General features: G+C 70.3%; 24 protein-coding genes. 21 read left to right on the top strand and 3 right to left on the bottom strand.

The window, feature by feature from the left end; translation table 11 throughout:
* The first annotated feature begins 157 nt into the window (after positions 1–157).
* The 11 genes from ACQ86G_RS22455 (at position 158) to ACQ86G_RS22405 (ending at position 14,306) form a co-directional block, all read left to right on the top strand.
* Positions 158–1,231 (top strand): tartrate dehydrogenase, encoded by a 1,074-nt coding sequence (locus ACQ86G_RS22455; RefSeq protein ID WP_431257385.1) that lies wholly within the window; start codon positions 158–160, stop codon positions 1,229–1,231.
* Positions 1,232–1,291: 60 nt separating this feature from the next.
* A complete protein-coding gene (locus ACQ86G_RS22450; protein ID WP_431257384.1) occupies positions 1,292–2,296 on the top strand; it encodes a Bug family tripartite tricarboxylate transporter substrate binding protein in 1,005 nt (334 codons plus the stop codon).
* Between the two features lie 94 nt (positions 2,297–2,390).
* The gene (locus ACQ86G_RS22445) at positions 2,391–3,170 is read left to right on the top strand and encodes a DeoR/GlpR family DNA-binding transcription regulator (RefSeq protein WP_431257383.1); all 780 of its coding nucleotides are present in this window, start codon (positions 2,391–2,393) and stop codon (positions 3,168–3,170) included.
* Positions 3,167–3,772 (top strand): hypothetical protein, encoded by a 606-nt coding sequence (locus tag ACQ86G_RS22440; protein WP_431257382.1) that lies wholly within the window; start codon positions 3,167–3,169, stop codon positions 3,770–3,772. The genes ACQ86G_RS22445 and ACQ86G_RS22440 overlap by 4 nt, the downstream gene beginning before the upstream one ends.
* 112 nt (positions 3,773–3,884) lie before the next feature.
* Positions 3,885–4,874 carry a LacI family DNA-binding transcriptional regulator gene (locus tag ACQ86G_RS22435; protein WP_431257381.1) on the top strand — a complete coding sequence of 330 codons (990 nt, stop codon included), beginning with the start codon at positions 3,885–3,887 and terminating at the stop codon, positions 4,872–4,874.
* Positions 4,875–4,891: 17 nt separating this feature from the next.
* Positions 4,892–6,169, top strand: a complete 1,278-nt coding sequence (locus ACQ86G_RS22430) for an AGE family epimerase/isomerase (RefSeq protein WP_431257380.1) — start codon at positions 4,892–4,894, stop codon at positions 6,167–6,169.
* Positions 6,162–7,124 (top strand): carbohydrate kinase family protein, encoded by a 963-nt coding sequence (locus ACQ86G_RS22425; protein ID WP_431257379.1) that lies wholly within the window; start codon positions 6,162–6,164, stop codon positions 7,122–7,124. Before ACQ86G_RS22430 ends, ACQ86G_RS22425 begins: the two co-directional genes overlap by 8 nt.
* A 59-nt stretch (positions 7,125–7,183) precedes the next feature.
* A complete protein-coding gene (locus ACQ86G_RS22420; RefSeq protein WP_431257378.1) occupies positions 7,184–8,473 on the top strand; it encodes an ABC transporter substrate-binding protein in 1,290 nt (429 codons plus the stop codon).
* A 92-nt stretch (positions 8,474–8,565) separates the two neighbouring features.
* Positions 8,566–9,465 carry a hypothetical protein gene (locus ACQ86G_RS22415; RefSeq protein ID WP_431257377.1) on the top strand — a complete coding sequence of 300 codons (900 nt, stop codon included), beginning with the start codon at positions 8,566–8,568 and terminating at the stop codon, positions 9,463–9,465.
* Between the two features lie 395 nt (positions 9,466–9,860).
* On the top strand, positions 9,861–12,440 hold the full coding sequence (locus tag ACQ86G_RS22410) for an ATP-binding protein (protein ID WP_431257376.1): 2,580 nt from the start codon (positions 9,861–9,863) through the stop codon (positions 12,438–12,440).
* Positions 12,441–13,157: 717 nt separating this feature from the next.
* Positions 13,158–14,306 (top strand): hypothetical protein, encoded by a 1,149-nt coding sequence (locus tag ACQ86G_RS22405; RefSeq protein WP_431257375.1) that lies wholly within the window; start codon positions 13,158–13,160, stop codon positions 14,304–14,306.
* A gap of 111 nt (positions 14,307–14,417) precedes the next feature.
* Here ACQ86G_RS22405 and ACQ86G_RS22400 read toward each other — a convergent pair whose 3' ends face one another.
* The 3 genes from ACQ86G_RS22400 to ACQ86G_RS22390 all read right to left on the bottom strand — a co-directional run bounded on the left by ACQ86G_RS22400 (position 14,418) and on the right by ACQ86G_RS22390 (position 16,016).
* Positions 14,418–15,116, bottom strand: a complete 699-nt coding sequence (locus tag ACQ86G_RS22400; protein WP_431257374.1) for a winged helix-turn-helix domain-containing protein — start codon at positions 15,114–15,116, stop codon at positions 14,418–14,420.
* A 94-nt stretch (positions 15,117–15,210) separates the two neighbouring features.
* Positions 15,211–15,669: a lytic transglycosylase domain-containing protein gene (locus ACQ86G_RS22395; RefSeq protein ID WP_431257373.1), complete on the bottom strand. Its 459-nt coding sequence runs from the start codon at positions 15,667–15,669 to the stop codon at positions 15,211–15,213.
* The gene (locus ACQ86G_RS22390) at positions 15,654–16,016 is read right to left on the bottom strand and encodes a hypothetical protein (RefSeq protein ID WP_431257372.1); all 363 of its coding nucleotides are present in this window, start codon (positions 16,014–16,016) and stop codon (positions 15,654–15,656) included. Before ACQ86G_RS22390 ends, ACQ86G_RS22395 begins: the two co-directional genes overlap by 16 nt.
* A gap of 252 nt (positions 16,017–16,268) precedes the next feature.
* Between ACQ86G_RS22390 and ACQ86G_RS22385 the strand changes: the two genes are divergently transcribed.
* The 10 genes from ACQ86G_RS22385 to ACQ86G_RS22340 all read left to right on the top strand — a co-directional run bounded on the left by ACQ86G_RS22385 (position 16,269) and on the right by ACQ86G_RS22340 (position 23,409).
* Complete coding sequence (locus ACQ86G_RS22385) at positions 16,269–16,460, top strand: hypothetical protein (protein ID WP_431257371.1); 192 nt, start codon at positions 16,269–16,271, stop codon at positions 16,458–16,460.
* 29 nt (positions 16,461–16,489) lie between these two features.
* Positions 16,490–18,613, top strand: a complete 2,124-nt coding sequence (gene sctC, locus ACQ86G_RS22380) for a type III secretion system outer membrane ring subunit SctC (RefSeq protein ID WP_431257370.1) — start codon at positions 16,490–16,492, stop codon at positions 18,611–18,613.
* Positions 18,614–18,672: 59 nt separating this feature from the next.
* Positions 18,673–19,704 carry a hypothetical protein gene (locus ACQ86G_RS22375; RefSeq protein WP_431257369.1) on the top strand — a complete coding sequence of 344 codons (1,032 nt, stop codon included), beginning with the start codon at positions 18,673–18,675 and terminating at the stop codon, positions 19,702–19,704.
* The gene (locus tag ACQ86G_RS22370; RefSeq protein WP_431257368.1) at positions 19,704–19,967 is read left to right on the top strand and encodes a hypothetical protein; all 264 of its coding nucleotides are present in this window, start codon (positions 19,704–19,706) and stop codon (positions 19,965–19,967) included. The genes ACQ86G_RS22375 and ACQ86G_RS22370 overlap by 1 nt, the downstream gene beginning before the upstream one ends.
* Positions 19,968–19,986: 19 nt before the next feature.
* On the top strand, positions 19,987–20,412 hold the full coding sequence (locus tag ACQ86G_RS22365; RefSeq protein WP_331613473.1) for a hypothetical protein: 426 nt from the start codon (positions 19,987–19,989) through the stop codon (positions 20,410–20,412).
* Between the two features lie 148 nt (positions 20,413–20,560).
* Entirely contained in the window at positions 20,561–20,758 is a 198-nt protein-coding gene (locus ACQ86G_RS22360; protein WP_331613472.1) for a hypothetical protein, read from the top strand.
* 69 nt (positions 20,759–20,827) lie between these two features.
* Complete coding sequence (locus tag ACQ86G_RS22355) at positions 20,828–21,043, top strand: hypothetical protein (protein ID WP_088404090.1); 216 nt, start codon at positions 20,828–20,830, stop codon at positions 21,041–21,043.
* A gap of 55 nt (positions 21,044–21,098) precedes the next feature.
* Entirely contained in the window at positions 21,099–22,331 is a 1,233-nt protein-coding gene (locus tag ACQ86G_RS22350; RefSeq protein WP_431257367.1) for a hypothetical protein, read from the top strand.
* Between the two features lie 199 nt (positions 22,332–22,530).
* Positions 22,531–23,007, top strand: coding sequence for an HrpB1 family type III secretion system apparatus protein (locus tag ACQ86G_RS22345; protein WP_431257366.1), 477 nt, complete (start codon positions 22,531–22,533; stop codon positions 23,005–23,007).
* A gap of 9 nt (positions 23,008–23,016) precedes the next feature.
* A complete protein-coding gene (locus ACQ86G_RS22340) occupies positions 23,017–23,409 on the top strand; it encodes a hypothetical protein (RefSeq protein ID WP_431257365.1) in 393 nt (130 codons plus the stop codon).
* The last annotated feature ends 1 nt before the right edge of the window (position 23,410 follow it).

Here is a 23,410-nt window from a genome sequence, read left to right as displayed (position 1 = left end):
CGGCCGAAGCGCGCTGCGAGGTTTTGAAGCCATGGAGGAACCCTGCCGATTGTTGAATCCAGGTTGAAGACGGATTGACTTTAGCTGCGATCCGCAGGGCAGGGCGCTCCTAGAGTCGGACCAGGCCATTCCCGACATCACCTGGAGACAGACCCCCATGAAGACCTATCGCATCGCCACCATCCCCGGTGACGGCATCGGCAAGGAAGTGATCCCTGCGGGTCGCGAGGTGCTCGAGGCGCTGGCCGCGACGACCGACCGCTTCCGTTTCGAGTTCGAGGACTTCGGCTGGGGCGGCGACTGGTATCGCGCGCACGGCGAGATGATGCCGGCCGACGGCCTGGCCGCGCTGCGCGACAAGGACGCGATCCTGTTCGGCTCCGCCGGCGATCCGGACATCCCCGACCACATCACGCTGTGGGGCCTGCGGCTGAAGATCTGCCAGGGCTTCGACCAGTACGCCAACGTGCGCCCGACCCGCGTGCTGCCCGGCATCGACGCGCCGCTCAAGCGCTGCGGGCCCAAGGACCTGGACTGGGTCATCGTGCGTGAGAACTCGGAGGGCGAATACGCCGGCGTCGGCGGCCGCGTCCACCAGGGGCATCCGATCGAGGCCGCGACCGACGTGTCCATCATGACGCGCACCGGCGTCGAACGGATCATGCGCTACGCGTTCAAGCTGGCGCAGTCGCGGCCCCGCAAGCTGCTGACGGTGATCACCAAGAGCAATGCGCAGCGCCACGCGATGGTGATGTGGGACGAGATCGCCGCGCAGGTGGCCAAGGACTTCCCCGACGTCACCTGGGGCAAGGAACTCGTCGACGCCGCGACCGCCCGCATGGTCAACAAGCCGGCGACGCTGGACACCATCGTCGCGACCAACCTGCACGCGGACATCCTCAGCGACCTGGCGGCCGCGCTCGCCGGCAGCCTGGGCATCGCGCCGACCGGCAACATCGATCCGGAGCGCCGTTATCCCTCGATGTTCGAGCCGATCCACGGCTCGGCCTTCGACATCATGGGCCAGGGCCTGGCGAATCCCGTCGGCACCTTCTGGTCCGCGGTGATGCTGCTGGAACACCTCGGCGAGCCCGACGCCGCCCAGCGCCTGATGCGGGCGATCGAAGCCGTGACGGCGAACCCGTCGCTGCACACCGGCGACCTCGGCGGGAAGGCGAAGACGACCGACGTCACCGCGGCGGTCATCGCCGCATTGCGCCAGACCGACTGACGGTCTCACGCAGGACCACCCTTCGAATGGCCGTCAGAGCCATCGACCAGGAGACAAACCATGAGTCAAGTTCCGACCTCTTCGGGCCGCCGGTCGTTGATCGCGGTGTCGGCGATCGCAGTGGGCATCGCCGCCCTCGGCATCGCGACACCGGCCTCCGCCCAACCCTGGCCCGCCAAGCCCATCACCCTGATCGTGCCGTTCCCCGCCGGCGGCACCACCGACGTGCTGGCCCGCGCGCTGGCCGAGAAACTCCAGCAGAGCCTGGGCCAGCCGGTGATCGTCGAGAGCCGGCCCGGCGCCGGCGCGACATTGGGCGCGGACTACGTCGCCAAGGCCAAGCCCGACGGCTACACGCTGCTGATCGGCGCGGTCCACCACACCATCGCGAGCAGCGTCTACAAGAAACTGCCCTACGACTTCCAGAAGGACTTCGTGCCGATCACCGGCATCGCGCTCGTCCCCAACGTGCTGGTCGTCAACGCCAGCCAGACCTCCGCCAAGACGGTGCAGGAACTGGTCGCGCAACTCAAGGCCAAGCCCGGCCAGTGGACCTACGGCTCCAACGGCAACGGCACGGCGCAGCACCTGATCGGCACGCAGTTCCAGAACCTCACCGGCACGACCTTGCTGCACGTGCCCTACAAGGGCAGCGGGCCGCTGGCGACGGACCTGCTCGGCGGGCAGATCCAGATGTCCTTCGACACCGTCACGCCGGTGCTGCCGCACGTCAAGGCCGGCAAGCTGCGCGCGCTGGCGGTGACGACGGCCCGGCGCTCCAGCGCGTTGCCCGATGTCCCCACGCTCGAGGAGTCCGGCCTGAAGGGCTTCGACATCGGCACCTGGTTCGGCGTGCTGGCGCCGGCGGCCACGCCCAAGGACATCGTCGCGAAGCTGAATACGGAGATGGTCAAGGTCCTCCAGGCGCCGGAATTCCGCAAGCGCATGGAGGAGATCGGCGCCGAGACGACCGGTGGCACCAGCGAGCAGCTGGCGTCGCAGATCCGCAATGAGACCGGCAAGTTCGCCAAGCTCGTGAAGGAGGCGAACGTGCAGATCGAGTGAGGGCGATCGGCCCACCGATCGTTCATCGGGCTGTGCATGATCGTGCATGAACATGAAATAACGTGCACAATCGCGACTCGCTCCCTGGGGTGTCATGTCGCAGTCCGATCTTCCTCACGCCCGCCGGCACGTCATCGCGGACCGGCTCTCCGCCGGTCAGGCGGTGGTCGCCGCCGACCTCGCCACGGAGTTCAACCTGTCCGAGGACGCCATCCGGCGTGACCTCCGTGCGCTGGCCGCGGACGGCCTGTGCCGGCGGGTCTACGGCGGCGCGGTGCCGATCGCGGCCAACGACCGGCCGCTCGCGGCGCGGATGAAGGAGGCGCCCGATCGCAAGTCCGCCCTGGCGCGCGCCGGCGCGGCCACGGTCCGGCCGGGCGAGCTGCTGTTCCTGGACACCGGCAGTACCAATCTCGCGCTGGTCGAGTTCCTGCCCGAGGACGCGGACTTGACGGTGGCGACCAACGCCGTGGACGTCGCCGCCGCGGTGCTGCGGCGCCAGGACCTGCGCCTGCTGATGATCGGCGGCGAGGTCGATCCGCACCTGGGCGGCTGCGTCGACGCGGCCGCGGTGGACAGCCTGTCGCGCCTGCGCATCGCCCGCGGTTTCGTCGGCGTCTGCGCGCTGTCGATGAGCGACGGCATCCTCACGACGCATTTCCGCGAGGCCGCCTTCAAGCGCACCCTCATCGAGCGCAGCCGCCATGTCGTCGGGCTCGTGACCCGCGACAAGCTGCAGGCCGGGGCGGCCCATCGCGTGGCCGGCCTCGAGGCGCTGCACACCGTCGTCATCGAGCGCGACGTCGGCGCGAGCGTGCTGGACGCGCTACGCCAGACCGGGGCCGAGGTCCTCCCGGTCGATCCGGCGGAGTGAGCGCCTTGGACGACGGCTGGTCCCTCGATCCCGCCGCGGACCGGCCGGAGGCTCGCCTGGCCGTGCGCCTGGCCTTCATCGTCGCCGGCTGCGGGATCGCCTGCGTCCTGGCGCTCCTGCCCTGCCTGGCGCATCACCTGGCACTCGACGCGATGGAACTCGCCACGGCCGTGCTCGCGCTGATGGCGGGCGCCTGGCTCGGCGCCCGGGGCCTCGGCACCGGATGGTCCCGGACCGGTGCGCGGCGGCAGGTGCTCGTCGCGGGCCTGGGGGCGGCGCTGCTGCCGCCCACGCTGGCGTTCGCGGGATCTCCGGCGCTGCTGGCCGCCGGCCTGTTCACCGCCGGTGTCGCCGGCGGCGCGCTGGACGTGGCGATGCAGGCGTCGGCGGAAGCGCTCGCCGTGTCGATCCGCCGGAGCTGCACGCCGGCCCTCCGGGCGGTCTATGGCCTCGCGGGCGCGGGCGGCGCGCTCGTGACCACGGGGCTGCTGGCGGTCGGCTTCGAGCCGCCGCTGGCGGCCGCGCTGGTCGCCGCGCCCATGATGATCGCCATCGTGGTGGCGTGGCCCTATCTGCCGGAGGCGCCAGGGCAGGGGCGCTGAACACGGATGTCGAGGTCGGGAAGGGGTGTTTAGCGCGGCGGCCTAAACACTTGGGAAACTCGCGGGACTTTGTTGACCCCTGAAAAGGGCACTTCAAGAATCGTCCCCACCCATGAGCAGCACCACCATCCGCGATATCGCCAAGGCCGCCGGCCTGTCCATCGGCACCGTGTCGCGCGGTCTCCGCAACCAGTCCGGCCTGTCGGAGGAGACCCGGCAGGTCGTCCGCGACACCGCCCTGCGCCTGGGCTACGACTTCACGCAGTTGCGCAAGAACAAGATCCGGCGCATCGGCTTCCTGCTGCACAGCCAGCACAACACGCTCGCATCGAGCCCGTTCTTCTCCGCCGTGCTGCACGGCGCCGAGCAGGTCTGCCGGCGCGAAGGCCTGTCGCTGTCCTTCATCGTCGCGGGCCCGGGCCAGCCCATCGTGGAACAGACCCGCGGCCACCAGCTCGACGCCTTCCTGTGCGTCGGCTACTTCGAGCCCGAGGTCCTCGAGGCCCTCAAGCGCAGCGGCAAGCCGACGGTGCTCGTCGACATGCACCGCCGCGGGATGACCTCGGTGAATCCGGACCATCAGCACGGCAGCTTCCTCGCGACCAGCCACCTGCTGCGCAGCGGGCGGCGCACGATCGGGCTGATCTCCGGATCGCCGGCCCACTACAGCCTGGAGCAGCGCGCCTGCGGCTACCGCCGCGCGTTGTTCGAAGCCCAGGTGCAGGCCGATCCCGACCTCGAGGTCATCGCGCCGCAGCTCGGCGACGGCGAGGCCGGCGTGATCGAGGCCATGCGCCAGCTGCTCGGGCGCCGCAAGCGGCCCGACGCGGTCGTCTGCTTCAACGACAGCGCGGCGCTGGTCGCCATGCGCCAGTGCCTGAACGAGGGGCTGCGCATTCCCGAGGACATCGCCGTGGTCGGCTTCGACGACATCGGCGGCGCCTCCGTCGCCCATCCGCCGCTGAGCACGGTGCGCGTCGACAAGGAGTCGCTCGGCGCCAAGGGCGTGGCGCTGCTGCTCGGCACATCGGCGGACGAGCCTCAAGAACTGACCCTGCCGGTGGAACTGGTCGTGCGCGACAGCACCAGCAGCAACGACTGACCCCATCCCTCCATCGCATGACACAGACAACTTCCTCCGTGACCGGCGACCTGCCCGATTTCCGTTCCCGCGACGTGCTGCTCGCGCATGCGCGGCACACGATGGACTTCTACCACCCGCGTTGCATCGATCCGAGCGGCGGCTTCTTCCACTTCTTCAAGGACGACGGCACCGTCTACGACGCGCATCAGCGCCACCTGGTGAGCAGCACACGCTACGTGTTCACCTATGCGATGGCCTACCGCCGCTTCGGCGATCCGGCCTACCTGGACGGCGTGCGCCACGGCGTGCGTTTCCTGCGCGAGGCGCACTACGACGACGCGCTGCGCGGCTACGCCTGGCTGCTGGACTGGCGTGACGGCCAGGCGCAGGTGCTCGACGCCACGCGCCACGCCTACGGCCTGGCCTTCGTGCTGCTGGCCTACGCGCATGCGGCCATGGCCGGCGTGGAGGAGGCGCGGCCGTGGATTGCCGAGACCTTCGCGCAGCTGGAGGAACACTTCTGGGACGAGGCTGGCGGCCTCTACGCCGACGAAGCGAGCCCACAGTGGCACGAGCTGTCGCCGTACCGCGGCCAGAACGCCAACATGCATGCGTGCGAGGCGCTGCTGGCGGCCTTCGACGCGACGGGCGAGCAGCGCTACCTCGCGCGCGCCGCGCTGCTGGCGCAGAACATCACCCGCCGCCAGGCCGAGCGCTGCGGCGGCCTGGTCTGGGAGCACTACGACGCGCACTGGCAGCCGGACTGGCTGTTCAACCGCGACGATCCGGCCAATCTCTTCCGCCCGTGGGGTTACCAGCCGGGCCACTTCACCGAGTGGACCAAGCTGCTGCTCCAGCTGGAAGCGCGTGCGGCGCACCTCGACCAGGACCTGGACTGGGTGCTGCCCACCGCGAGCAGGCTGTTCCTCGTGGCCGTGCGGCGCGGCTGGGATGCCGAGCACGGCGGGCTCTGCTACTCCCTGGCGCCGGACCTGAGCGTGTGCGATCCGGACAAGTACTTCTGGGTGCAGGCTGAAAGCGCCGCCGCCGCGGCGCGTCTGGCCGCGCGGACCGGGGACGGCGTCTACTGGGACTGGTACCAGCGCCTGTGGGGCTACAGCTGGACGCATTTCGTCGATCACGCGCACGGCGCGTGGTATCGGATCCTCGACGGCGAGAACCGCAAGTACAGCGACGAGAAGAGTCCGGCGGGCAAGGTCGATTACCACACGATGGGCGCGTGCTACGACATCGTCGACGTGCTGGACGGCGTGGGCATGCGGGGTGTCGATCCGGGAGCCCGCCATGCGTGACGTGGTGTCCGGAACGGCGACGGGCGCGATGCCCGATGCGCCCGAACTGCTGTGCATCGGCGAGGCGCTGACCGACATGCTGCAGCAGGCGCCCGACCAATGGATCAGCCGCGTCGGTGGCTCGACCTGGAACGTGGCACGCGCGCTGGCGGCGCTGGGCGCGCGCACGGCCTTCGCCGGCGCGGTGAGCCGCGACCTGTTCGGCGATGAACTCGTGCGCGCCAGCGCGGCGGTGGGCCTCGATACACGGCTGCTGCAGCAGGTCGATCGTGCGCCGCTGCTCGCGATCGTCGAGCAGGGGGAACCGCCGCGCTACTTCTTCGTCGGTGGTGACAGCGCCGACCTGCACTTCGATCCGGACGCGCTGCCCGAGGGCTGGTCCGGTGAAGCGCGCCGCGCGCATTTCGGCGGCATCAGCCTGGCGCGCGAGCCGTTGGCGTCGCGGCTGATCGCGCTGGCCGAGCGTTTGAAAGAGCAGGGCGTGGCCATCAGCTACGACCCCAACTTCCGCAACCTGATGGCACACGGCTACGAGCCGACGCTGCGCCGCATGTGCGCGGTGGCCGACGTGATCAAGGTGTCGGACGACGATCTGCGCGGCCTGTTCCCCGGACTCGGGCTCGACGACGCGATGACGCGGCTGCGCGCCTTCAATCCCGACGCGCTCTATCTGCTGACGCGTGGCGGCGGGGTGGCCTACCTGTCCCGCGGCGACGCGGCCTGCATGGCGCGCGCGCCGGCGGTCACCGTGGCCGACACCGTCGGCGCGGGCGACGCGGCGGTCGCGGGGCTGCTTCACAGCCTGCACCGGCACCCGGACCGTCCGCTGCGCGCGCATCTGCATGCGGCGCTGGCGGCCGGGTCCGCCGCCTGCCTGCAGCGGGGCGCCACGCCGCCGGAGGCGGCGACCGTCTCGCGCCTGTACGACCAGCTTCAAGCGGAAGGGGTTGCCTGACCTTCCATCCCGTCGATCAACGACAACCACTCCATCCCCGGAGACAAGAGGAGACAACGATGAAGACATCGATCAAGAAGACAACGACCACCCCGTGGACCCGCCGAGGCCTGCTGGCCGCCGCCGCGATGGCGACGCTGGCGGTCGCGGCCGGACCGGCCCGCGCGGGCGACCTGGAAGTCCTGCACTGGTGGACCAGCGGCGGCGAGGCCAAGGCCATCTCCGGCCTGAAGGACCAGCTGCAGGCCAAGGGCCACAAGTGGAAGGACTTCGCCGTGGCCGGCGGCGCCGGCGACGCGGCGATGACGGTGCTGAAGTCCCGGGCGATCTCGGGCAACGCGCCCACCGCCGCGCAGATCAAGGGCCCGCTGCTGCAGGACTGGGCGGCCGAGGGCATGCTCGCCAACATCGACGACGTCGCCAAGGCCGAGCACTGGGACGACCTGCTGCTGCCGGTGATCAGCAACATCGTCAAGTACAAGGGCCACTACATCGCGGTGCCGGTCAATGTGCACCGCGTCAACTGGCTGTGGATCAACCCCGAGGTGATGCGCAAGGCCGGCGTCAAGCCGCCGACCACCTGGGACGAGTTCTTCGTCGCGGCCGACGCGCTGAAGAAGGCCGGCGTCACGCCGCTGGCCCACGGCGGCCAGTCGTGGCAGGACTTCACCACCTTCGAGACCGTGGTGCTGGGCACCGGCGGGCCGGAGTTCTACCGCAAGGCGCTGATCCAGCTCGACCCCGCCAGCCTGAAGAGCCCGACGATGGAGAAGTCGCTGACGACCTTCCGCCGCCTGAAGGCCTACACCGACCGCAACGCGCCGGGCCGCGACTGGAACCTCGCCACCGCGATGGTCATGAAGGGCGAGGCCGCCATGCAGATCATGGGCGACTGGGCCAAGGGCGAGTTCCTGGCCGCCGGCAAGACCGCGGGCAAGGACTTCCTGTGCGTGCCCGCGCCGGGCACGGCCAAGTCCTATACCTTCAACGTCGACTCGTTCGCGATGTTCAAGGTCAAGGGCGACGCGAACCAGCAGGCCCAGCGCGACATGGCCTCGGCCATCCTGTCGCCGGCAGTGCAGGAATCCTTCAACCTCGAGAAGGGCTCGATCCCGGTGCGCAAGGGCGTCAGCCTCGCCAAGTACGACGACTGCGCCAAGGCCTCGGCCGCGGACTTCGCGGAAGCCGGCAAGGCCAACACGCTGCTGCCGTCGATCGCCCATGGCATGGCGGTCCGGGCATCGGCGGAGGGCGCGATGAAGGACGTGGTCAGCCAGTTCTGGAACAGCGACTCGATCACGCCGGCGCAGGCGATGGATCGGCTGGTCTCGGCGGCGAAGACGCAGTAAGCGCGCTTCGCGGGCGAGGCGTTCGCTTCGCCTGCGACGGGGTCTTCGGCGGAGGGAGGACCAGACTCGGTCCTCCATCCTCCGGAGGCCCCATGGACGAGGTGCTCATCGATACGGTACGGCCGCACGACCGCGCGGACGTGGACCGCTGGCTGTGGGACGGCTACCGTCGCATCGATACGATGCCGGATTCGCCGCAGCGGCGCCGCGCGCACATGACCCACGTGCTCGACTGCCAGCACCGCGTGCTGGCGTTGATGCCCACGGACGAGGCGGCCACGCCGACCGACGAGCGCGCGCGCCAGCTCGCGCTGATGTCCTACGGCACCGAGCGCTGGCTCGCGCTGCTCGCGCAGGTGCGGCTGCGCCATCGCGAGCGCGTGGCGCGTCGCGAGTACGCCGCCGAGTCCGCTGGCGACCCGCCGTTCCGCGATGCCGATCACGGCGTCGTCCACGTGGTGGACGTGCTGGATCGCGCGGAGGCGTTCGCGGACGTCGCCCCCTACACCGACGCCGGCATCGGTCGACGCACCCGCGCCGCGCAGGCGCTGCGGCTGCTGGAGCCCCGTCGCATCGAGGCCGCGGACCTGCGCTCGCCGCAGGAGGCCGCGCTCATCGGGCAGCGCGGGCTCTTCGCGCGTCACGACATCGCGGCAGGCACCTGCCTCGGCGTGTACGGCGGCCAGCTGCTCGACGAGGTCGACCTGTTCCTGCTGGACGACGACCGCTACCTGATGTCGGCCTCCGATCCGATCGGTCAGGTGGCCGTCAATGGCGAGAACCTGCTGTCGCTGATGAACACCTTGTTTCTCTTCGATGCGCAAGGGCGGCCGGACGGTCATCCGACCAGTGGCTACAACGTGCGCGGCGAGTCGTTCCCTGTCCGTCTGCGTCATGGCTGGACCGCGCGCATCCACGCGTTCCGCGCGTCGGAGGACATTCCCGCAGGTCGTGAGTTGCGCTGGAACTACGACCTGGGCGCCCGTCGCTGACATGACCAAAGTCGCACCATGTCTGCGCACGCGATCGCCCGGATGCCCCATGAACACGCAGATCCCGGCCGTTCTGCGTGGCAGCGCTCTGACATCCTCCTGACAGCTGTGCGGGAATCCGCACGCCTTTTGCGGCCTCGATCGTCACGCCGCGGACATGTGCGCGACAGTCAGCGCTGTCAAGGCCTGACCCCTTCGGGTACGTCCCGAGTTCCCTGGACGTTGTCATGACGCACCCTTAAACTCGCGCCCACTTTCGTGACCCCTTCCTCGCAGACGGCGAGGATTTCCGGGGTGCGATGGCGTACGGCGTGCAGGGTCCTGCCGTCGGTGACAGCCATGAAGGGCAAGCTGAAGTGACGAGTCGTTTTCGCTTCGAAGGGTTCGTGCTTGACATGGCCTCGCGCGTCCTCCTGTCGGAGGGCGTGCCCGTGCCGCTCAGCGGCCGGCAGCTGGATCTGCTGGGCGTGCTGGTCGCGCATCGCGGTGCGGTGGTGTCCAAGAACGAGCTGTTGAACCGGGTCTGGCCAGGGCAGGCCGTGGAAGAGAACAACGCCGCCGTGCACGTGTCGGCGTTGCGGCGCGCGCTGGGTCGCGAAGCCATCGCCACGGTCGCCGGGCAGGGGTACCGGTTCGCGCTGCCGTTGCGGCAGGACGAGGACACGTCGCTCGACTCGACCGACCGGCCGGTCGAACCGCCGTCCCCCATCGTCCGTCCGCGGGCGCTGCCGTCGGTGCCGGTCGCGATGCACGGTCGCGGCGCCGACCTGCAGGCGCTGCTGAGCCGCCTGGTGCGACATCGGCTGGTGACCGTCGTCGGCGCGCCGGGTGTCGGCAAGTCGACGCTCGCGCTGGCCTGCGCGCATGAACGCCGCCAGGCGGCCCGCGACGGTGCCGTGTGGGTGGACCTGCTGAGCGGGGACGATCCGTCGGATCCGCTGCCCGCGGTCGCGAGTGCGCTCGGGCTGGATCCCGGCACCGACCTGCAGACCCTGCTGGCGCTGTTGCGGCCGATGTCGCTGCTGCTGGTGCTGGACAACGCGGAGATCGCCGGCGCCCGTGCGGCCACCTTCTGTCACGCGGTGCTCGAGAACACCGAGGACGTCGCGCTGATGGTGACCAGCCGCAAGGTGCTGCGCGTGCCGGGCGAGCGCGTGCTGCGCACGCCGCCGCTGTCGGTGCCGCCGGCCGGCGCGGGCGTGGACGAGTCGCTGATGCACGGCAGCGTCGCGCTGTTCGTCGACCAGGTGCGGGCGTTGGGTCAGCCCTTCGCGCTCGGCCTGCACAACGTGGCCCAGGTGACGGCGCTGTGCCGCCGGCTGGACGGCATTCCGCTGGCGCTGCAGCTGGCGGCGGGGCGGCTGGCGATGTTCGGCATCGACCAGCTGTGCGAGCGCCTCAGCGACCGCTATCGGCTGCTGACCCGCGGCACGCAGGCGGGGCCGCGCCGGCATCAGTCGCTGCGGGCCTGCATGGATGCGAGCCTCGCGCTGCTCGACGACGTGGAGCAGCTGGTGCTGCGCAGGCTCGAGCCGTTCGAGGGCGGTTTCACGCTGGAGATGGCGACGGCCGCCTTGTCGGACCGGCAGCTCGACGCGTGGACCGTGGCGGAGGCGCTGGAGGGCCTGGTGGACCATTCGCTGGTCCAGGTCGACGCGGAGGATCGCCCGCGCTACCGGCTCTTCGACGGCATCCGCGCCTACGGGCTGCTGCTGCTCGAGGAAACCGGCGAGGTCGACATCGCGCGGTGCCAGCATGCCCGCGCGATGAGCCAGCTGTTCGACCGTGCGGAGCGGGCGCTGCAGATGATGCCGGACGCGCGCTGGATCGCGGAGTTCTCGCCCGAGCTCGGCAACGTGCGGGCCGCGCTCGACTGGTGCCTGGAGCACGAGCCGGTGCGGGGGCTCGGACTGCTCGCGCATTCGAGGGCCTTGTTCGAGCTGCTGCAGCTGGCCCAGGAGACCGCGTGGCGGCACGCCGCCTACGAGGCCGAGCTGCCGGCGGAGCTGCCACCGGCGGTGCTGGCGCGCTACTGCATCGATCACGCGGGCCTGCTCGCGCCGCACGATCCCAAGCGCGCCGCGATCTGGTACCGGCGCGGCGTCACGGTGTCGCGGACGGCGGACGATCCGGCCCTGCGTTACCTGGCGCTGTGCCGCCAGGTCGTCGAGGACCGCGAACTGAGCCAGGCCGCGATGCGTTACGCGATGGGCGAGCTTGTCGCGCTGGCGGGCCGCTGCGAGGGGGCGCATGCGGCGCGCCTGAAACTGTGGGGGCTGGCGGCGCGGGCGCATGTGTGGCGCGTCGAGGGTCAGGCGGCCGAAGCCGACGAGGCGATGTGCGCCTCGCTGCAGCTGGCGCAGGAGATCGGCGCGTCCCGATGGGTGCTGGACGATCTGCACCGGCTGATGGAGCTTCAGGTCGGACATGGCCAGCCGTTGCGATCCGCGGCGCTGGTGCGCCAGTGGGAGGACGGTGCCAGTCGCGCGAGCGGCATCAACACCGCCAACGGCGAGTTCCTCCAGCGCGTGCTGGGGTGCCTGGCCGCGGTGCTTCTGGCCGAGGGATGCACCGAGGACGCACGGGACGTGCTGACCGGCATCGTCACGCCGAAGCCGTCGCGCGGCCTCTATCGCGACAGCCGGAGCGAGGGGCCGGCCGACAGCCCGGGCGAGTGCGAGAGCGATGCCTTCGACCGGCTGCTGCCGGTCTTCGCCTGGCTGGCGTTCGAGGAGGGGCGCGATCAGGACGCGGCGCGCCTGACGGGGTATGCGGGGCAGGCGTACTCGCCGATCCGGGCGGATCCCTTGCCGCCGTGGGGCAGCCTGGTGCATCGGATGCGCGCGCGGCTGGACGGCTTCTCGATGGCGCGACTGCAGGACGAGGGCAACCGCTGGGACGAGCCGCGCGCGATGGTCGCCGCGCTGGCGCGGACGGCGGGGGTCGCGGCGTCGTTCGGCGGCCGGGGCGGCTGACGCGGCTGGCGCGGCCAGCGCGAGCGATCGGGACGATCGGGACGATCGGCTGAGGGCGGCGGCTGCATCGAGCGGCTGAATCGACCGGGACGCGTGCGGACGGCCGGGGTCCCCGGGGCGTGCGAAGCGGCTCGCGCCCGTGCGAAGCGGTCGGGCGGGACCACGTTCCGCACGGCTCCCACCGTCACGGTTGGGTCATGCGGGCTGTCGAGAGTGGCGGCAGCTCTTTGCAGGACCGCTCCCATGACGATCACGACGCCGCCCGCCGGCTTGCCCGCCTTGTCGACCAACGCCGGCGCCATCGAACTCGACCGGCTGCAGCGTGCGCCGACGACGCCCACGTCGCCGGCCTCTCCAGGTGCTTCGCAGGGCGGCGCGACGCCGCCGCGCCGGATGTCGTCCGAACTCGGCGGCCTGAACGCTCGGCGCAACTCCGACCCCGGACCCTCGCGGGGCACCGATGCGGCGCTCGCGCCGCGGCGCCCGCTCGAGCAACTGCGCCGACCGGCGGCAGCCAGCGGAGACGCCACGCCGACCACGACGCCATCGACACGCCCGGCGTCCCCAGTCCCGACGCCCACGGTGCCGGTTGCCACAGTCCCGACCACCGCAGTTCCAGCCGTCACGGTTCCGACCGTCACAGTGTCGGCAACCACAATGCCGGCAACTACAGTGGCGCCGACCACAGTGGCGCCGACCACAGTGGCACCCACTGCCGTGGCGCCCACCACGACGGGGCCCGCAACCGCTGCGGCGACCGGTCATGGCCACGCGCCGCGCGAGGCCGGCGCGTTGTCGTTCTTCGTGGCGCAGAACGTGCGCCACGCGGTGCCGGTGGCAGCCGTGCGGACGGTGGTGCAGGGCGTCATCGCGCCCGAGCTCGCGCGCGCCGTGGTCTCGCACCCGGACGTCGCGCTGGCGGCGCAGACCGCGTTGACGGCCTACTCGCTGGGCCGGCGCGTGGTCTCGCAGATCCACAGCGAAAGCAGCGCGCAGGTGGCCAACCAGGCGTTCAGCGGCGACGTCGCGCAGCGGGATAACAACCTGCCGCGCCGCCTGTGGCAAGGCGTGCAGTCGGCCGGCATCGCCGGCGGCGACTTCGCCGCGCTGGCGCTGACGATCGCCTCCCGCAGCCACCCGGCGCTGGCGGGCGTGGCGCAGTCCGCCGCCGCGATCCAGGTGGTCGCGCATCTGCAGGCGCAGTTCCGCGAGGCGCTCCGCCCCGCGATCAACACGGTGCACGTCGGCAACGGCGACCGCAACGTCGCGCAGCCGCCGGAAGGGCGCAACCTGCGCCCGGCCGATGTCACGGGCGCCATGCGTGGCACCTTCGGTGCCGCTGCCGCGGCCATCGACATGGGCGCGCAACTGCTGATGCAGCGCACGCTGGGTGGTCAGCCCGCCTGGCAGGCCGCGCGGGGCCTGGCCGTCGGTGCGGGTGCCATCGCGGGCGTGGGCAACATGCTGACATCCTCGGTCGAGGACCATCTGGTCGACACCGCCTCGGCGCGCCGGATGCAGCAGACCGATCCGTCCCACGTGCGGCATCTGCATGTCGACTTGCGCAACCCGTTCACCCGCAACGAGCTGGGCCGTCAGGCGGAGCGCGCCGATGCGCGCGTCTTCAACACGATGGTGCCGGGCCTCATCGCGCTGGGCGTCGTGCAGGCGCTGCAATCGACGCTGACCCAGCCCGGCGTCAGCACCGACCAGCGGCAGGCCGCGCAGGCGGGCGTGCACGCGCTGGTCGCCGGTCTGGTGGGCGGCACGCTGCTCGCGCTGACGGTCGCGTCGTATCAGCTCAACGACACGGTGCGCAGCCGCAATGCCGCGCAGCGGACCGCGGCGCAACGCGCGCAGCCCTGATCGCTGCCTCCTGCGCCCTGTCCGCTTGCAGGCGCGGGCGGGAGAGAGGACCGGAGAGAGGGCAGGGGTGAGGGCCGGCGGCCGCGGCAGTCCGCGGCCAAGCCTTCCCTCTCACACGTCGAGTCGGTAACCCACGCCGTACACCGTCTGGATGCGCGGCACCGGCGTGCCGTCCATGGTGCGCGCGCGCGACCGCGGGCCGCCCGGGTTCAGCTTGAGCCGCAGCTTGTACACGTGCTGCTCGAGCGTGCGTTTGCCGATGTCGCTGGAGCGGCCCCAGATCTCGGTCGACAGCGTGTGCGTGCTGACGACGCGGCCGAGGTTCTCGAACAGCGTCCACGCCAGCGCGAATTCACGCGCCGTCAGGCTGACCTCGCGCACGCCGGTGGACAGGCTCTGCGTCGGCGCGTGCAGCGCGTACGGTCCCGCGCGCAGCGACGTGGCGCGCACGCCGTCGGTGCGCGTCTGGATGCGCGCGCGCAGCCGATGGATCAGCGGGCCGGCACCGTCCGAGATGACCGCGTAGTCATCGGCACCGCGCTGCAGCGCCCGTGAGATGCCCACCGAGTCGCCCAGTCCGAGCACGACGATCGGCACGCCGCGTCCCGCGTGCAGGCGCAGCGCGGCCAGCCAGCCGTCGATGTGGGTGTCATGGTCCTCCAGCAGCACCGCGTCGGCGCCTGGCGTGCGCAACGCCGAGATCAACGAACTCAGGTGGGTGTGGGGGGTGGGGTCGTAGCCGGCATCGCGCAGCGCGGCTGCGGCGAAGTGTTCCAGCGAACGGGAAGGGCAGAGGGTGGCGACTTTCACGTGGACCTTGAAAACCGGAGGACGGACGCACTGTCGCCAACGCCGGCATTTCATGTCCTTTACGGAACATTCATTTTCATTTATGACCCCTCGTTCAGGGGGTGAAAGCGGTTTCAGGCACGCCAGCCAAAGTCGTGATCCGGCGAACGTAGTCTTCGGTTTCGGGGAAGGGTGGAACGCGCTGGCCGAAGCGCTGGACGGCGCCTTCGCCGGCGTTGTAGGCGGCGAGGATCAGGTCCACGCGACCGTCGTAGCGGTCATGCAGCGCGCGCAGATGCCGCACGCCGATGTCGACGTTCACGCGCGGGTCGAGCAGGTCGGCGCGCGTGTACACGCCGTAACGCGCGGCGGTCGCCGGCATCAGCTGCATCAGGCCCATCGCGCCCTTGGGCGAGCGGGCGTCGGCGCGATAACGCGACTCGACGAAGATCAGCGCCGACACCAGCGCCGGATCCAGACGATGGCGATTGCTGGCGGTGCGCACCATCTCGGCCATCTCGGGCGGCATCGGCCGTGTGGCCTCGCGGAGGAAGGAGGTCAGGTCCGGTGCCATGCCGCCCGGGCCCTGGATGAGACGGGCGGCGAAGCCGACCCAGGGGGCGTGTCGTCCGCGGCACCGGGGCGCAGCGGTGCGACGGCGACGCGCACCACGGTGCAGTCTTCCGCGAGGCCGGGATGGCGTTCGCGGGGATCTTCGATGAGCAGTCGCGTGCTGCCGTCGATCAGCGTGCAGCGATAGCGGCTCACCTGTTCCACGGGTCGCTCGTTCGCGGTGCTGAAGCTGGCGGCGCTGGCCACGCTGGTGGCGCCGATCGATTGCGCCATCGCGCCCGCCGCGTGGACGACAAGGGTCGTCACGACGAACGTGCGGAGGAAGGAAACGAACGAACGATCGTTCATGTGGCGCTCCATCGATGACTGCGAGGGCGCGACGCTAGGTCTTGATGGAGAGGGCGGTGCTGCGCGACGCGAAGCGCGCGACGACCGAACGAATCCACTCTTCAGAGGTAGTTGTCGAGATCCAACGCCCCGGCCTCTGCAGGCGGCATTGGCCGCTCACCTTCGCATGGCGCGCATCGCCTTCGCATGGTCTCAATGCTGCCCGGCGTCCGGTCCCTATGTTCCGCTCCATCCCATCCACGGAGCCCTGCCATGACCACTCCCATCGCCGCCAACGCCCCGTCCACGCCTGCCGCCGCCACCGGGCCGACCGACATGCAGCAGATGGAATCGATGATGGCGCAGCGAATGATGATGAACATGCAGCAGGGTCAGCAGGCGATGAGCAAGTCCATGACCAAGGTGTCGGACCAGATCAAGGCGTCCATGCAGGACGACGAGTAAGCCGATCGACATCCCGCGCTGTGAACTTCATGTCCCGTCGTCTTCGTTCCCCGGGCCGCGCGATGCGGGTCGGCCGCCTGCCGGTTGCGCTGATGCTGTGCGCCGCGGCGCCGCTCAGCTGGTCGGCGCGTGTCGGTGAGTCCGCCCCGTCGCCGTCGCCGTCGTCGACACCGGGCGCCAGTGCTGCTGCAGGATCCGGCGTGAGTCCGATCGCCGCGCCGCTGGCGGCACCGCCGGCCAGGACCTTGACGCAGACTGCACCGACGTCGACGTCGACGCCGGCCGGATCGGCGACATCGCCGACTTCGTCGACGCCACCGGCGGCGAAGGTCGTCAGGTCGGACCGCGTGCCGACGAAGAACGTCTCGCGTCAATGGCGCAGCCCGCGTTTCGTCTACAAGGCCGAAGGCAAGCGCGTGAACGAGGTGCTGCTCGACTTCGCCGCGAGCCAGGGCCTGCCGGCCGTGCTCGCCGAAGGCATCGACGGCATGGTGCAGGCCAACTTCGACACCACGCCCGACAAGTTCCTCGATTCGATGAACCGGGCCTACGGCGTCATCTGGTACCACGACGGCACCGCGTTGTACTTCTATCCGGCGGGCGCGGTGCAGAGCCGGCTCTTCCGGCTCAAGGGCTTCCGTCGCGAGCAGGTCACCGACCTGCTGGATTCGCTGCAGCTCGGCGACGCGCGCTTCCCGCTGCGCTTCAACGCGGCCGAGAGCACGCTGCTGGTCTACGGCCCGCCGCGTCACGTCGAGCTGATCGCCGCCGCGGTCGAGTCGCTCGACGTCGGCGCGATGGAGCGCAACCGCAAGTCGGTGCGCGTGGTGCCGCTGCGCTTCGCCTCCGCCGGCGATCGCGTCTTCGGACAGACGCGCATCCGCGGCGTCGCCTCGGTGCTGACCTCGCTCTACAGCGGCACCAACAGCGGCGCGCAGGGCGACGAGGATACCCCGGCGTCCGCGGGCGAGATCCATCCGGGCAAGCTCACCGCGCTGCAAGGCGTCATGGGCCGCGACACGCGGCTCGCCGACATCGTCGCGCGCAAGCCGTCGCAGGTCACGGCCGGCCAGTCGGCCAAGCCCGGGTCGGGTGCCGCCCCGCAGGGCAGCGCGCGCGGCCTGCAGAGCCCCGTCGACGACGACGCGCCGCCGATCTTCCAGGCCGACGAGGGCACCAACACCGTCATCATCCACGGCCGGCCGCAGCGCATGGACGAGTACGTCGAGCTGATCCGCCGCTTGGACGTGCAGCCGGTGCTCGTCGAGCTCGAGGCCACCATCATCGACGTCAGCAGCGACAGCATCGATTCGCTGGGCATCGACTGGAGCGTGCGCGGCAGCAAGGGCAGCTTCGGCGTCACGCAGCCGCCGGGCAGCAACCCCGGCACCTTCACGCTGAGCACGCTGTGGTCCAACGCCGGCCGCGAACTGATGGCGCGCATCGACGCGCTCAGCGCGCGCGGCAAGGCCCGCGTGATCGCCAAGCCGAAGGTGCTGGGCGTGGCCAACCGGCCCGCGGTCATGCGCGAGAAACGCGTCGTCACCGTCAAGGTCGCCGGCAACCTCGAGGCCAACCTCTTCCAGGTCGAGGCCGGCACGCTGCTGCAGGTCACGCCGCAGATCACCTCGGTGCCCGACAACGGCGGCGTGTCGCGCCGCATCAAGCTGTCGCTCTACATCGAGGACGGCAGCTTCGAGGACCGCGTCGTCGACACGGTGCCCATCGTCAAGCGCACCGAGATCATGACCGAGGCCCATGTGGGCGAAGGCGAGAGCCTGCTCATCGGCGGCATCACCACGACCAGCCAGTCCTCGCAGCGCGACGAGGTGCCGGTGCTCGGCCGCGTGCCGCTGCTCGGCGGGCTGTTCCGACATACCAACGAGAGCGCCGGGCAGACCGAACGGCTGTTCCTGATCTCGCCGCGGATCATCCGCGAGCCGACGTTCCCGGCGGGGCCGTATGGCGCCGCGACGTCGGGCGCGGTGGCGATGACGGCGGACGGCCGCGGGCCGCAAGCCCCGTCGGCATCGGGCTCGTCGCCGGGTTCGCCATTGCCGGCGCAGGCGCCATCGCAACCGGCGTTGAACGGGCCGTCCCGCGCATCGGCGCCGCCGACCGATTCCTTCCTGCAGGGCAGCGGCGGCGGCTGAGCCGCGACGCCCCTGTCGATCCACCACGAAGCGACAAAGAAGTTCGGGATTCGCAAACCATGAAGCAGCTTCGCATCCTCACAGGCTTGCATGCCGGGGTCCAGCTACGGTTGACCCGTCGGCAGTACCGCATCGCCAGCGATGAGGACGCCGACCTCCAGATCAGCGACTGGGCCCACGCTCCGCTGATTTTGACGTTCGAGGAAGAAGGCTCCGACGTGTCTCCCGCGCTCCACCTCATCGCCGACGACGGAACGCCCGCGAATCCGCAGGGCCTGCTGGAGGACTTCCTGCCGCGGCGCTTCGGCGACATCGTGCTGTGCGCCGGCCCCGATGCCGCGGCCTGGCCCAGCGACATGGCGCTGATGGACGCGTTGATGCGGCCCGTCGCCAAGATCAAGGCCACCGCCGCCGCGGTGGCCGACGCGGCCCCGCAGACGAAGGCGGCACTCGGCCTGAAGCTGAGCGCGCTGGTCGCGGCCGCGGCCCTGATCGCCGGACTCGCGTCGGTGCTCAGCACGCAGACCGCGGCGTCGACCGCGCCGCCGGTCAGCCCGATGGAACAGGTCCTGGTGGCCTTGCGCCAGGCCGGCGTCGAGGGCCTCACCGTGCGCCGCGTCGACCGCCGGCTGCTGGTCGAGGGCCTGCTGCCCGGCAGCGCCGAGATGGCCCGTGCCCGTGCCGCGCTGCAGCCGTTCGGCGAGGGCCAGCTCCTGCACCGCTACGCCTCGGCCGGCGACATCGTCCGCCAGATCGGCGACGCGCTGAACCGGCCCGGCGTGCGCGTGGTCCACCGCGGCCAGGGCGTCTTCGCCGTCGAAGGCCAGGCGCTCGATCCCGCCGAACTGCAGGACGAGGTCCGGCGCATCGCCGCCGACATCGGCCCGCTGGTGCGCCGCATCGACGTCGCCGTCGAGCAGACGCTCCCCACCGCGCGCGTGCGCGTCGGCTCGATGCTGGCCGGCGACGACGGCCTGCAGTACGTGCAGACGGCCGACGGCACCAAGCACCTTTCGCTCCGGACTCCCGTGGACGACGGCACCGCCGCCGCCGGGGATCCGTCTTCCTCATCCCCCACCGGAGAACCGTGATGGACAACCCCTTGGAACAGACCGTGTTCGCGGATCTCGCGCACATCGAGAAGACCCTGACCGACGACCTCAGCGGTGAGCGCACCCGCGCGATGCTGAGCTACTTCGACCAGGTCGCGCAGAGCACCGAGGCGCACATGCAGACGCCGCTGCCCGATGCCGAGCGCCAGCTGAGCTCGCAGCTGATCGAGGGCTTCCGCGCCTCGCAGCGCATCGTCCGTCACGTGTGGGAAACCATCCACACCGCGTCGCTGCCGGCCTGACCGCACAAGGAGCTCCCGTATGTCCGCGTTGCCCATTGATGCCTCGACGTCCGACGCCGCCGGCGCGACCGCAAGCTACCCGCTGGTCTACCGCAACCTCATGGCGGTGGGGCTGCTGGGTGCGGTGTACCGCGCCCGCGACGACGCCGCGGTGGTGAGCGCGGCGGTGGAGCTGACGATGGCCGATCCGTCGCCGTTCCGCATCTGCCGCGCCATCGCGCACAGCATCGGCGGCGACGCCGAGTACGCGTCGGCCACGCTCGTGCAGCACGTCGAGGACCACCCGCAGGACGAGGGCGCGAAGGTGGCGCTGGCCACGGCCTTCCTGCTGGCGCGCGATGCGCGCTGGAAGGGCGTGCTCGACGAGGTGCTGGCGACGAGCGCCGACCACAACGTGCGACAGGCCGCGAACGGCGTGCTCGAGTACGCCGCCACGCTGCAGTGACACATCCCCATTGACGTCGACCGGCTCGCAGGACGCGAGGCGGTCGATCCCAGGATCCGATGGGACGAAGGGTTCGTCCCACGGGCAAACGGTGCCTCGTGCACTTTCATTCCGGAAGCGAGCTTCCGGATTCAACAGGAGAGAAACCATGGCAAACAACGTGAGCACCCAAGGCGCTGGTTCGTCGGCTGACATGAACCAGATGATGGGCGAAATGCGCGCCCAGAACGCCGAGCAGATGAAGAACAACCTGGAAATGGGCCGCATGAGCCAACAGGCTTCCATGTCGGAAGCGCTGGGCAAGAAGTTCAAGGCTTCCGGCGACAGCGTCAAAGGCCTGGTCTGACGCCGCGGCGGCCGCTTCGGGCCTGCCAAGGTCCGTCGCGGCCGCTCCGTGCCCCGCAAGGAGAACCCCATGTCCGCAACCTTCCCGGGAGCGCCCCTGGTTCAGTCCCAGTCGGCCGAAGCCTCCGCGTCGTCGCGGATGTTCATGGACGAGCTCAAGGCTCAAAGCAAGCAGACCATCGCCAACAACCTGGAGATGGGCCGCATGAGCCAGCAGGCCGCCATGTCGGAAGCGCTGGGCAAGAAGTTCAAGGCCGGCGGCGATAGCGTCAAGGGACTGGTGTGACCCGCGCTGCGCGCACGACGCGTCACCGCATCCAACCTCTGTCGGAGCGACATACATGAGCATTCAACAACTGCTGCAATCGCCGCTGAACATGCTGCAAGGGGCACAGAGCCCCCTGGCCGGCATCCAGCAGGCGCTGCAAGGACTTCAACAAGGTCTGCAAGGCCTGACCCAGCTGCTGCGGCCGCTGGAGCAGCTGATGCAGAACCCGATCCAGGCCGCGATGAGCGGCGCCGGGCAGGCCATCGGCCAGGCCATCGGTCAGCTGGGTCAAGCACAGAATTCGCCGCTGGGCGGCCTGGGCCAAGCCCTGGGCGGCATCGGCCAGAGCCTGGGCGGCCTGGGTCAGGCGCTCGGCGGCCTGACGCAAGGCCTGAACGCGCTGCAGGGCGGCCAGGGCGGCCCGCTCGCCGGCGCGCTGGGCGCACTGGGCGGCCTGTCGCAGGGCCTCAACGGACTGAACCAGGCCCTCGGCGGTCTGGGCCAGGCCGCGAACGGTCTGGGCGGTCTGGGTGGGCAGGGCGCTGGCGCCCAGCAGCTGCTGGGCGGCCTGAGCCAGGCCATCGGCGGCCTGGGCAATGCGCTGGGCGCGGCCGGCTCGCTGGTCGGCGCCGGTGCCGGCGGCGGCGCGGCCCCGCTGGGCGGATCGATCAGCCCGCAGGGCGAGACCGGTCCGATGGACGGCAATCGTGCGGAACGCGCGCTGTTCAAGGCCATGTCGGACTCCGGCATGAAGATGATCAGCGGCAAGGAACTGGACGACGCCGCCAACGGCATCTGCCCCAAGGGCATGCGTCCCCAGGACTTCACGCCTGAATTCCAGCAGGCCGCGAAGTTCCTGCGCAGCGAAGCCGGCGAGAAGAAGATGGGCGAGCTGGACACGGCCGACCGTGACAACGCGCTCGGCAAGATGGGTCTGGCCCTGAAGCACAAGGGCGGCGACGACAAGATCGGCATCGGCGACCTGACCGCTTCCATCCAGAAGCAGGGTCTGAACGCCGACCAGCACTCGACGATCTCGACGTTGAAGAACAACTTCGACGCGCTGTCCAAGGACGGCAAGACCTTCGACCTGGACACGATGAAGGACGTCGCCCAGGGCAAGCAGATGCCCAACGGCATCCTGCCGTCGTTCGAGCTGCAACAGGCCGCCCAGAAGTTCGTGAACGACACCGCGCTCAACAAGGGCACGGACGTCGCGCTGCAGACCTCTCAAGGCAAGTTCGACCAGCAGGGCGACAACAAGTACAGCATGGCTGACCTGGAAAAGACCCTCAAGCGCGGCTAACCCACGGCCGCCGGGGCCCCGGCTGGGGCGCGGCGCGTCGTTGCAGATCCTCGCCATAGCGCTGCTATGGCTCCGGTCTGCGCCTAGCGCCGCATCCCCAGTCGGGGCCCCGTCCGCCATGGGTTACCGAGCATCCTTCAACTCCGAGCCCCAATGCTTTCCTGAGACCGGCCGTGCTGGACACAGCCATGGAGCAGACATGATCGATTCCTCGTTGCAACGCAAAGATTTCGTCTCCGGCCTGGTCGGCCTGGTGAGCCTGGCGGTGGACCGCGAGCTGCTGGACGACGCCGAGACGCTGCTGGGCGCCGTGCGCCTGCTGCGCCCCAAGGTGTCCCAGCTGGACTTCTTCGAGGCCTGGATCGCGATGAAACGCGGTCACTGGGCCGACGCGATGCGCACGCTGCGCAACCTCGACGCCACCGCACCGGAATGGTCGACGGCGAAGGCCTTCCTCGCCTACTGCCAGTTCGCCACTGGCGACGCCGGATGGCGCGCGACCGCCGAGGACGTGCTGCACACCTCCACCAATGCCGAGGCGCTGGACATGGTGCGCTCGCTGCTGCATCCGGAAGAGGACGCCGCGGCTTCGGAAGGCACCGACGACGAGTCCGGTTCGACCACGCCGCCGGCGCTGACGATCGACCTCTCGCAGATGGCCTACATGCGGGCCTGAGGAGCAGCCATGACCGATCCCATCCAGGCCATTTCCGCTCACGAGATGATCCGGCAGGCGGCGACGCCGACGCCCGACCTCCAGGCGCAGACGCAGAAATTCGAGCAGCTGATGGCGCGCGAGCCGCAGCCCGATCCGGCGGCGGCACATGCGAACGCGATCGGCCATACGGACTCGACGATGACCAAGACGCTTCACACGCTGGACGACGCGTCGCGCCAGGTGACCTCGGACATGCAGCGCTACGTCGCCGACGCCCCCAACATGAACCTGCAGGAGCTGACCGCGCGCTCGATGGAGCTGAACCTGCAGGTGGCCACGCAGGGCCTGCAGTTCTCGGCTTGCACCTCGGTCGCGCAGAGCAGCAAGAACGGCCTGCAGACGCTGATGAAGAACCAGTGAC

Source organism: Roseateles chitinivorans, from assembly GCF_050632145.1.
Taxonomy (GTDB): Bacteria; Pseudomonadota; Gammaproteobacteria; order Burkholderiales; family Burkholderiaceae_C; genus Roseateles; species Roseateles chitinivorans_B.
The sequence above is the reverse complement of the archived record's forward strand: the minus strand, read 5'-3'. Positions and strand labels throughout refer to the sequence as shown.

Coding starts and splice junctions, on each gene's coding strand:
- ACQ86G_RS22445 (WP_431257383.1), top strand. CDS start 2,391: ATGTCGCAGTCCGATCTTCCTCACGCCCGCCGGCACGTCATCGCGGAC.
- ACQ86G_RS22385 (WP_431257371.1), top strand. CDS start 16,269: ATGACCACTCCCATCGCCGCCAACGCCCCGTCCACGCCTGCCGCCGCC.
- ACQ86G_RS22395 (WP_431257373.1), bottom strand. CDS start 15,669: ATGGCACCGGACCTGACCTCCTTCCTCCGCGAGGCCACACGGCCGATG.
- ACQ86G_RS22455 (WP_431257385.1), top strand. CDS start 158: ATGAAGACCTATCGCATCGCCACCATCCCCGGTGACGGCATCGGCAAG.
- ACQ86G_RS22375 (WP_431257369.1), top strand. CDS start 18,673: ATGAAGCAGCTTCGCATCCTCACAGGCTTGCATGCCGGGGTCCAGCTA.
- ACQ86G_RS22435 (WP_431257381.1), top strand. CDS start 3,885: ATGAGCAGCACCACCATCCGCGATATCGCCAAGGCCGCCGGCCTGTCC.
- ACQ86G_RS22360 (WP_331613472.1), top strand. CDS start 20,561: ATGGCAAACAACGTGAGCACCCAAGGCGCTGGTTCGTCGGCTGACATG.
- ACQ86G_RS22355 (WP_088404090.1), top strand. CDS start 20,828: ATGTCCGCAACCTTCCCGGGAGCGCCCCTGGTTCAGTCCCAGTCGGCC.
- ACQ86G_RS22370 (WP_431257368.1), top strand. CDS start 19,704: ATGGACAACCCCTTGGAACAGACCGTGTTCGCGGATCTCGCGCACATC.
- ACQ86G_RS22340 (WP_431257365.1), top strand. CDS start 23,017: ATGACCGATCCCATCCAGGCCATTTCCGCTCACGAGATGATCCGGCAG.
- ACQ86G_RS22410 (WP_431257376.1), top strand. CDS start 9,861: ATGGCCTCGCGCGTCCTCCTGTCGGAGGGCGTGCCCGTGCCGCTCAGC.
- ACQ86G_RS22450 (WP_431257384.1), top strand. CDS start 1,292: ATGAGTCAAGTTCCGACCTCTTCGGGCCGCCGGTCGTTGATCGCGGTG.
- ACQ86G_RS22345 (WP_431257366.1), top strand. CDS start 22,531: ATGATCGATTCCTCGTTGCAACGCAAAGATTTCGTCTCCGGCCTGGTC.
- ACQ86G_RS22420 (WP_431257378.1), top strand. CDS start 7,184: ATGAAGACATCGATCAAGAAGACAACGACCACCCCGTGGACCCGCCGA.
- ACQ86G_RS22430 (WP_431257380.1), top strand. CDS start 4,892: ATGACACAGACAACTTCCTCCGTGACCGGCGACCTGCCCGATTTCCGT.
- sctC (WP_431257370.1), top strand. CDS start 16,490: ATGTCCCGTCGTCTTCGTTCCCCGGGCCGCGCGATGCGGGTCGGCCGC.
- ACQ86G_RS22415 (WP_431257377.1), top strand. CDS start 8,566: ATGGACGAGGTGCTCATCGATACGGTACGGCCGCACGACCGCGCGGAC.
- ACQ86G_RS22390 (WP_431257372.1), bottom strand. CDS start 16,016: ATGAACGATCGTTCGTTCGTTTCCTTCCTCCGCACGTTCGTCGTGACG.
- ACQ86G_RS22365 (WP_331613473.1), top strand. CDS start 19,987: ATGTCCGCGTTGCCCATTGATGCCTCGACGTCCGACGCCGCCGGCGCG.
- ACQ86G_RS22425 (WP_431257379.1), top strand. CDS start 6,162: ATGCGTGACGTGGTGTCCGGAACGGCGACGGGCGCGATGCCCGATGCG.
- ACQ86G_RS22350 (WP_431257367.1), top strand. CDS start 21,099: ATGAGCATTCAACAACTGCTGCAATCGCCGCTGAACATGCTGCAAGGG.